The 8153-nt window shown below is 61.9% G+C and carries 8 protein-coding genes; 6 read left to right on the top strand and 2 right to left on the bottom strand.

Annotated elements, in window-relative coordinates; translation table 11 throughout:
• Positions 1-1146 (top strand): branched-chain amino acid ABC transporter substrate-binding protein, encoded by a 1146-nt coding sequence (locus IGW03_RS14845; RefSeq protein ID WP_194723333.1) that lies wholly within the window; start codon positions 1-3, stop codon positions 1144-1146.
• A 178-nt stretch (positions 1147-1324) separates the two neighbouring features.
• On the opposite strand, the gene IGW03_RS14840 is transcribed toward IGW03_RS14845, so the two are convergent.
• Complete coding sequence (locus IGW03_RS14840) at positions 1325-1633, bottom strand: c-type cytochrome (protein ID WP_194723332.1); 309 nt, start codon at positions 1631-1633, stop codon at positions 1325-1327.
• A 154-nt stretch (positions 1634-1787) separates the two neighbouring features.
• Between IGW03_RS14840 and IGW03_RS14835 the strand changes: the two genes are divergently transcribed.
• Positions 1788-2006: a TIGR04438 family Trp-rich protein gene (locus IGW03_RS14835; RefSeq protein ID WP_194723331.1), complete on the top strand. Its 219-nt coding sequence runs from the start codon at positions 1788-1790 to the stop codon at positions 2004-2006.
• A gap of 114 nt (positions 2007-2120) precedes the next feature.
• Here IGW03_RS14835 and ilvD read toward each other — a convergent pair whose 3' ends face one another.
• A complete protein-coding gene (gene ilvD / locus IGW03_RS14830) occupies positions 2121-3995 on the bottom strand; it encodes a dihydroxy-acid dehydratase (protein ID WP_194723330.1) in 1875 nt (624 codons plus the stop codon).
• A 121-nt stretch (positions 3996-4116) separates the two neighbouring features.
• Between ilvD and IGW03_RS14825 the strand changes: the two genes are divergently transcribed.
• Genes IGW03_RS14825 through IGW03_RS14810 form a run of 4 tightly spaced genes read left to right on the top strand, consistent with a single transcriptional unit; the run spans position 4117 to position 8102 of the window.
• Positions 4117-5013 carry a LysR family transcriptional regulator gene (locus tag IGW03_RS14825; RefSeq protein ID WP_194723329.1) on the top strand — a complete coding sequence of 299 codons (897 nt, stop codon included), beginning with the start codon at positions 4117-4119 and terminating at the stop codon, positions 5011-5013.
• Positions 5014-5811, top strand: coding sequence for a prolipoprotein diacylglyceryl transferase (gene lgt, locus IGW03_RS14820; RefSeq protein ID WP_194723328.1), 798 nt, complete (start codon positions 5014-5016; stop codon positions 5809-5811).
• Between the two features lie 6 nt (positions 5812-5817).
• Positions 5818-6588, top strand: a complete 771-nt coding sequence (locus IGW03_RS14815) for an enoyl-CoA hydratase/isomerase family protein (RefSeq protein ID WP_194723327.1) — start codon at positions 5818-5820, stop codon at positions 6586-6588.
• Positions 6589-6593: 5 nt separating this feature from the next.
• Positions 6594-8102, top strand: coding sequence for a malonate--CoA ligase (locus tag IGW03_RS14810; protein ID WP_194723326.1), 1509 nt, complete (start codon positions 6594-6596; stop codon positions 8100-8102).
• Positions 8103-8153: the final 51 nt, after the last annotated feature.

Here is an 8153-nt window from a genome sequence, read left to right as displayed (position 1 = left end):
ATGCAGTTCACTACAAAAATGATTCCGTTGGCCGGTGCAATCGCCTTTGCTTTCGCAGGCGCCGCTTCGGCACAGGAACAAGTCGTCAAGATCGGCCACGTCGGCCCGATCTCCGGCGCCATCGCACACCTGGGTAAAGACAACGAATACGGCGCCCGCATGGCCATCGACGAACTCAACGCCAAGGGCGTGACCATCGGCGGCAAGAAGGTCAAGTTCGAACTGCTGGCCGAAGACGACGGCGCTGATCCGAAACAAGGCACGGCTGCGGCGCAGAAACTGGTCGACGCCAAGGTCAACGGCGTCATCGGCCACCTGAACTCCGGCACCACCATCCCGGCTTCGAAGATCTATCACGACGCCGGCATCCCGCAGATCTCGCCGTCGGCGACCAACCCCAAGTACACCCAGCAGGGCTTCAAGTCGGCCTTCCGCGTGGTGGCCAATGACGGCCAGCTCGGCGGCACGCTGGGCCGCTACGCCGCTGAAAAGCTCAACGCCAAGAAAGTGGCCGTGGTCGACGACCGCACCGCTTACGGCCAGGGCGTGGCGGAAGAGTTCATCAAGGGCGCCAAGAGCAAGGGCGTGCAGATCGTGGCGCAGCAGTACACCAACGACAAGGCCACCGACTTCAACGCCATTCTGACCGCCATCAAGGCCAAGAATCCTGAAGTCGTCTTCTTCGGCGGCATGGATGCGGTCGCCGGTCCGATGCTGCGCCAGATGAAGGCACTGGGCATCAATGCCAAGTTCATGGGCGGCGACGGTATCTGTACCGAAGCGCTGGCGAACCTGGCGGGCGATGCCGTCGGCGAAAACCAGGTGGTCTGCGCAGAGGCAGGCGGCGTGGAAGAAGCGCAGAAGAAAGGCATGGATGATTTCCGCGCGGCGTTCAAGAAGAAGTTCAATGCCGACGTGCAGATCTATGCACCGTACGTCTATGACGCCGTGATGGTGATGGTCGAAGCGATGAAGAAGGCCGACTCCGCCGATCCGGCGAAGTACCTGCCCGAACTGCACAAGATCAACTACAAGGGCGTGACAGGCAACATCGCCTTCGACAACCGCGGCGACATCAAGAACGGTACGCTGACGCTCTACACCTACAAGGGCGGCAAGCGCGAGCAGCTGGCAGTCGTCAAGTAATTTGCATTGCCTGACTGACGAAAGCCCGGTCCCAGGACCGGGCTTTTTTTCGCCTGCAGGTCATCGATTTTGAAGCGCAGATAAAGAGCGTACAGCAGGCAAAGGCAATATACCGGGCAATGAAAAAGCGCCCTTGCGGGCGCCTTTCCTGATGAAACCGTATTGAGGCCGGAGTTGCTTATTTCTGCGACAGGACCCACTTCACCAGCGTACGTGCTTCGGCTTCGCTGACCTGAGCATTCGCCGGCATCGGCACCGCGCCCCAGACGCCTGCGCCGCCCTTGAGGACTTTCTGGACCAGCTTGTCTTCGGCATCCTTCTGACCCGCATACTTTGCCGCGACATCCTTGAAGGATGGGCCGACAACCTTGTTACCGATGGCATGGCAGGCCATGCAATTCTTCGATTTCGCCAGATCCGCATTTGCCAGCGCGGCGTTCGAGACCAGTGCACCTGCCGCCAACAAAACCAACAAAGAAGCTTTCATTCATATCTCCGGTTGAAAAAGCCGCACCATTTTACTGTGTTTCATTTCGGACTAGTACTGCGTACCAATCCAAACGTCGCATGCAAAGGTGGCGTTGACGGCGGTGATTGACCGTTACATTCTTTCGCAATATCCTGCAGGAAAGGAATTTGCCATGCCGATCATCATTGCCATTGTTTTATTATCCGCCCTCCGCTATTTCGAGATCGGACCGTTCGCCGAGCTGTCATGGTGGTGGATCGCCGGCCTGCTGCTGGTTGCTTTTGTCTGGTTCGAATTCATCGAGCGCATGCTCGGGCTCGACAAGCGCAAGGCAAACAAGGAGCAGGACAAGGCGCGCCAGGAGCGTATCAACAAGGCATTCAAGAAATAGCCAGGGTTCCGGCCTCCACGACCACCCTGGTGCCGCAGCAGCCGGCAAACAAATAGAAAATGGGGCGCTTTCGCGCCCCATTCATTTACCGCCATTACCAAGCTGCAGAAGCGTTCAACGCTTGAGCTGCGCCAGATCGCGTACCGCGCCGCGATCCGCCGAAGTCGCAAGCGCCGCATAGGCCTGCAAGGCCTGCGATACGACGCGGTCACGGTTTTCCGGCTTCCACGCCTTGTCGCCCCTGGCTTCCATCGCAGCGCGGCGCTGCGCGAGTTCCGCATCGCTGATGGCGAGGTGAATACGGCGTTCCGGGATATCGATCTCGATGATGTCGCCGTCGTTGACGAGGCCGATCGCGCCGCCCTCTGCCGCTTCCGGCGAGGCATGACCGATCACCAGGCCGGAGGAACCGCCCGAGAAGCGGCCATCGGTGAACAGCGCGCACTTCTTGCCCAGGCCCTTGGACTTGATATACGAGGTCGGATACAGCATTTCCTGCATGCCCGGACCGCCCTTCGGTCCTTCGTAGCGAATGATCACGACTTCGCCTTCCTTGACCACATCGCCGAGGATCGCATCGACGGCCGCATCCTGGCTCTCGAACACGCGCGCCTTGCCGGTGAACTTCAGAATGCTCTCGTCGACGCCCGCCGTCTTGACGATGCAGCCCTTCTCGGCGAGATTGCCGTACAGGACCGCCAGACCGCCATCCTTGGAGTACGCATGTTCCTTGTCGCGGATGCAGCCATGCGCGCGGTCGTTATCGAGCTTGTCGAAACGCTTGTCCTGGGAAAAAGCCACCTGGGTCGGCACGCCGCCCGGCGCGGCCAGGAAGCGCTTCTGTACCGCTTCGTCCTTGTTCACCATGATGTCGTTCTTGGCGATGGATTCCGCCATGGTCTTGCTGTGCACGGTCGACACGGATGTATCGAGCAGGCCGGCACGGTCGAGTTCGCCGAGAATGCCGACGATGCCGCCGGCGCGATGCACGTCCTCGATGTGGTAATCCTGGGTAGCGGGCGCCACCTTGCACAGGCAGGGCACCTTGCGCGAAATGCGGTCGATGTCGGCCATGGTGAAATCAACGCCGGCTTCCTGCGCTGCGGCCAGCAGATGCAGCACGGTGTTGGTGGAACCGCCCATGGACACGTCCAGCGCCATCGCGTTCTCGAAAGCAGTCTTGGTGGCGATGTTGCGCGGCAGGACCGATGCATCGTCCTGTTCGTAGTAGCGCTTGGCCAGCTCGACCACCAGGCGGCCGGCGTTGAGGAACAGCTGCTTGCGGTCGGCATGAGTGGCGACGATGGTGCCGTTGCCGGGCAGCGAAAGACCGAGAGCTTCGGTCAGGCAGTTCATCGAGTTCGCGGTAAACATGCCGGAGCAGGAACCGCAGGTCGGACAGGCCGAGCGCTCGATGTTGGCTACCTGCTCATCCGACACCTTGGGATCGCCGGCCTGGATCATGGCGTCGATCAGGTCGACCTTGATGATCTTCTGGGTGCCTTCCTGCTTGCCGTGCAGGGCTTCGATGACCTTGCCGGCTTCCATCGGGCCGCCGGAAACGAAGACGACGGGAATGTTCAGTCGCATCGCGGCCATCAGCATGCCGGGGGTGATCTTGTCGCAGTTGGAGATGCAGACCATCGCATCGGCGCAATGCGCATTGACCATGTACTCGACCGAGTCGGCGATCAGTTCGCGCGAAGGCAGCGAATACAGCATGCCGCCGTGGCCCATTGCGATGCCGTCGTCGACCGCAATCGTGTTGAATTCCTTGGCGACGCCGCCGGCCGCTTCGATTTCGCGCGCCACCATCTGGCCCAGATCCTTCAGGTGCACGTGGCCCGGCACGAATTGCGTGAAGGAATTGACCACGGCGATGATCGGTTTTTCAAAATCGCCGTCTTTCATGCCGGTGGCGCGCCAGAGGGCGCGTGCGCCGGCCATGTTGCGGCCATGGGTGGTGGTGCGGGAACGGTACTGAGGCATGCTCGTCTCCAATAATGCAAAAAAGGCCGGGCTCTCCGGGAGCCGGCGAAGACCGCTAGAGTGCCTTGCCCATAGCTGCGTGTCAAATATATGATTCATTCCTCACTGATACGAATTGCATATGAATATCGAGTTGCGCCAGTTGCGTTATTTCGTTGCCGTCGCCGAGGAAAACCATTTCGGGCGGGCGGCCGCCCGCCTGCACATGACGCAGCCGCCGCTGTCCCAGACCATACAGGCGCTGGAGGCGGCGCTCGGCACCGACCTCTTCGAGCGCACGCGCCGCAGCGTCGCGCTGACGCCCGCCGGCGAGGCGCTGCTGCCCGAGGCGCGCCGCATCCTGCAGCAGACGGCCGCCCTGCCCGACCTGGCACGCCGCGCGGCGTCCGGAGAATCCGGCATGCTGTCGCTGTGCTTTGTGTCGACGGCCGACTACAGCGTGTTGCCGCCGCTGCTGCGGGAATTCCGCGAGCGCCATCCGCAGGTGCATATCGACCTGCGCGAAGCCACCACCGATGTCCAGCTGGAAGACCTGATGCAGGGCCGCATCGACGCCGGCCTCCTTATACCGCCCCTGCACGACAAGGCACGCCTCGAACTGGATTACCTGGCCGTGTTTTCCGAACCGCTGGTACTGGCGGCGCCGCAGGGACTCAAGGCGCTGCACGGCCGCAAGACCATTCGCCTTCAGGAAGTAGGGGACATGCCCTTGATCATCTTTCCGCGACGCATTGCACCCGCCTTCCACGACGCCATTCTCGGCTGCTTCCGCGATGCCGGATTGACACCCCGCATCGGGCAGGAAGCGATCCAGATGCAAACTATCGTTGGTCTGGTATCGGCCGGCATGGGCATTGCTCTTGTGCCACAATCCGTGTCAAACCTGAAACGGCCCGGCGTCGAGTACTACCCGCTGAGCAGCAAGGCTGTGTCCATCGAGACCGGGCTTGCCTGGCGCCGCGACAACCGGTCTCCCGTACTGCGGACCTTCCTTGAACTCCTGAGAAGAAAGAGATAGATGCTGATACACCCGCTTCCCGACCCGATCGCATTCTCCATCGGACCGCTGTCCGTTCACTGGTATGGATTGATGTATCTGGTGGCGTTCATCCAGTTCCTGGTGCTGGGACGCATGCGCGCGCGCCAGCCGCACATGGCGGCCGCCGGATGGAAGCCGGAAGATCTGGATGACATGCTGTTCTACGGGGTGCTTGGCGTCATCATCGGCGGGCGGCTCGGCGAGGTGCTGTTCTACCAGCCCGGCTACTACTTCTCGCATCCGCTGGAGATTTTCGCCGTCTGGAAGGGCGGCATGTCCTTCCATGGCGGCTTCATCGGCGTACTGCTGGCCATGTCGCTGTGGGCGCGCAAGGTGGGGCGCAGCACGGTGGCCGTGTACGACTTCATCGCACCGATGGTGCCGCTGGGCTATGCGGCGGGCCGCATCGGCAACTTCATCAATGCCGAACTCCCCGGCCGTCCCGCCGACCCGTCGCTGCCCTGGGCCATGATCTGGCCCAACGTCGACAACATTCCGCGCCATCCCTCGCCGATCTACCAGGCGCTGGTGGACGGCCTGCTGCTGTTCATCATCGTCTGGATCTATGCACGCAAGCAGCGCCCTCCCCTGGCGGTCGGCGCCCTGTTCGTCGGCCTGTACGGGCTGGCGCGCTTCTGCACCGAGTATTTCCGCACGCCCGATTACGAAGTGCATTTCGCCGGGCTGACCATTTCCGCGGGCCAGATGCTGTCGCTGCCGATGGTGGCGTTCGGCATCATCGCCCTGTTCATCACTTACCGCAGGCATCGCACCTGAACGCCCATGTCCGACATTCATGTTGAAATGGATGGCGAAATCGCCAGAATCCGCCTGTCCAATCCAGGCAAGCTCAACGCTGTCGACGTCACGATGTGGCGACGGCTGCGCGAGGTCTTCAGCGAGGCATCCGCCGACGACACGCTGCGCTGCATCGTGGTCAGCGGCGAGGACGGCAATTTTGCCGCCGGCGCCGACATCGAGGAGTTCGCGGCCATCCGCAGCACCCTCGAGCAGGGCATCGAATACCATACGGAGCTCATCGGCAAGGCGCTGCACGCGATTGCGCAGTGCGTGCATCCCACCATTGCCGCCATCGAGGGCGTATGCGTGGGCGGCGGGCTGGAAATCGCCTCGGCCTGCGACATCCGCATTGCCTCGCCGCAAGCCCGCTTCGGCATCCCGATCAACCGCCTCGGATTTGCTCTCGCCCCCGGCGAAATGCATCATCTGCTGAATCTGATCGGCAAGGCGGCCGCCCTGGAAATCCTGCTCGAGGGCCGCGTGTTCGATGCCTCGGAAGCCAGGGAAAAGGGCTTGATCAATCGCATCGCCGAAGACGTTCCGGCTGCCGCAATGGACTCGGCGCGCCGCATCGCGCAAGGTGCGCCGCTGGCCGCGCGCATGAACAAGGTGCTGGCGCGCCGGCTGCCATCGCCGCATCCGCTCACCGAACAGGAAATGCAGGCGGCCTTCGCCCTGCTCGATTCGCAGGATTACCGTGAAGGCATCGCAAGCTTCCTCGAAAAAAGAAAACCCGCATTCAAAGGACAATGACAAGAATGAACGCCAATTTGTACGCCCTGTTCGAGAGCCGCTTTCCGGAAGACCGCACCGCCTGCTGCATCGAGACGCATGAGGGCCTGTACTACTCCTGGAACGACGTCGACCGTGCCAGCGCCAAGATGGCCAACCTGCTCAAGGGATTGAACCTGGAAAAAGGCGCGCGCGTCGCCGTCCAAGTGGAAAAGTCGCCCGAAGCGCTGATCCTGTATCTCGCCACGATCCGCGCCGGCTACGTCTACCTGCCGCTGAACGTCGCCTACCGCGCCGCCGAGATGGCTTACTTCATCGACAACGCACAGCCGGAAGTGGTGGTGTGCTCGCCGCAGAATTTCGGCTGGATTTCCCAGATCGCCTTCGCCAGCGGCACCAAGCATGTCTTCACGCTCGGCGACGACCGCACCGGCTCGCTGCTGACACGCGCCGCACTGCAGTCGAACAGCTTCGACACGGCGGTCAGCGCGCCCGACGATCTCGCCGCCATCCTCTATACCTCGGGCACGACCGGCCGCAGCAAGGGCGCGATGCTCAGCCATGAAAACCTGAGTTCGAATGCGCTGGTCCTGCAGGAATACTGGCGCTGGCAGCCGGGCGACGTGCTGCTGCACGCGCTGCCGCTGTTCCACGTGCATGGCCTGTTCGTGGCCTCGCACGGTGCGCTGCTCAACGGCAGCAAGATGATTTTCCTGCCGCGCTTCGACACCGCGGAAGTGCTGCGCTGCCTGCCGCGCGCCAGCGTCTTCATGGGCGTGCCGACCTACTATGTGCGCTTGCTGGCCGAACCTTCCTTCGACAAGGAACTCTGCGCCGGCATGCGGCTGTTCGTCTCGGGCTCGGCTCCCCTGCTGATGGATACCTTCGACCAGTTCAGGGAACGCACCGGCCGTACGATACTGGAGCGCTACGGAATGAGCGAAACCACCATGCTGGTGTCGAATCCGTATGAAGGCGACCGCATCGGCGGCACGGTCGGCCTGCCCTTGCCGGGCGTATCGGTGCGGGTGGTGAAGGGAGACGGCACGACTTGCGGCGTCGATGAAGTCGGCGACATCCAGGTCAAGGGCCCCAACGTCTTCCGCGGCTACTGGCGCATGGCGGAAAAGACAGCCGAGGAATTCACGCAAGACGGCTATTTCAAGACCGGCGACGTCGGCAAGTTCGATGCGCGCGGTTACCTCAGCATTATTGGCCGCAGCAAGGACCTGATCATTTCAGGCGGCTACAACGTCTATCCGAAGGAAGTGGAATCCTTCATCGACGAAATGGATGGCGTGGTGGAGTCGGCTGTCATCGGCGTTCCGCACCCGGATTTCGGCGAGGCGGTCACGGCGGTCGTGGTCACCAAAACCGACAATGCGCTCACCGAGCAGGAGATCATCGATGAACTGAGGTCGAAGATCGCGAACTTCAAGGTACCCAAGCGCGTGTTCTTCGTCCATGACCTGCCCCGCAACACCATGGGCAAGGTCCAGAAGAACATGCTGCGCGACCAGTTCAAGAGCAGCTGAGGTAACTGAAGCAGCTGAGGCTGCCGCTGAAGCGGCAGCCGGGACGCGCAG

Origin of the sequence: Noviherbaspirillum malthae, assembly GCF_015352985.1 — a bacterium.
Lineage (GTDB): Bacteria > Pseudomonadota > Gammaproteobacteria > Burkholderiales > Burkholderiaceae_D > Noviherbaspirillum > Noviherbaspirillum malthae.
This window is presented reverse-complemented; position numbering and strand designations above follow the sequence as displayed.

Excerpts from the sequence above, each read along its gene's own strand:
- IGW03_RS14840 (WP_194723332.1), bottom strand. The coding sequence starts at position 1,633 with ATGAAAGCTTCTTTGTTGGTTTTGTTGGCGGCAGGTGCACTGGTCTCG.
- ilvD (WP_194723330.1), bottom strand. The coding sequence starts at position 3,995 with ATGCCTCAGTACCGTTCCCGCACCACCACCCATGGCCGCAACATGGCC.
- IGW03_RS14825 (WP_194723329.1), top strand. The coding sequence starts at position 4,117 with ATGAATATCGAGTTGCGCCAGTTGCGTTATTTCGTTGCCGTCGCCGAG.
- IGW03_RS14845 (WP_194723333.1), top strand. The coding sequence starts at position 1 with ATGCAGTTCACTACAAAAATGATTCCGTTGGCCGGTGCAATCGCCTTT.
- IGW03_RS14835 (WP_194723331.1), top strand. The coding sequence starts at position 1,788 with ATGCCGATCATCATTGCCATTGTTTTATTATCCGCCCTCCGCTATTTC.
- lgt (WP_194723328.1), top strand. The coding sequence starts at position 5,014 with ATGCTGATACACCCGCTTCCCGACCCGATCGCATTCTCCATCGGACCG.
- IGW03_RS14815 (WP_194723327.1), top strand. The coding sequence starts at position 5,818 with ATGTCCGACATTCATGTTGAAATGGATGGCGAAATCGCCAGAATCCGC.
- IGW03_RS14810 (WP_194723326.1), top strand. The coding sequence starts at position 6,594 with ATGAACGCCAATTTGTACGCCCTGTTCGAGAGCCGCTTTCCGGAAGAC.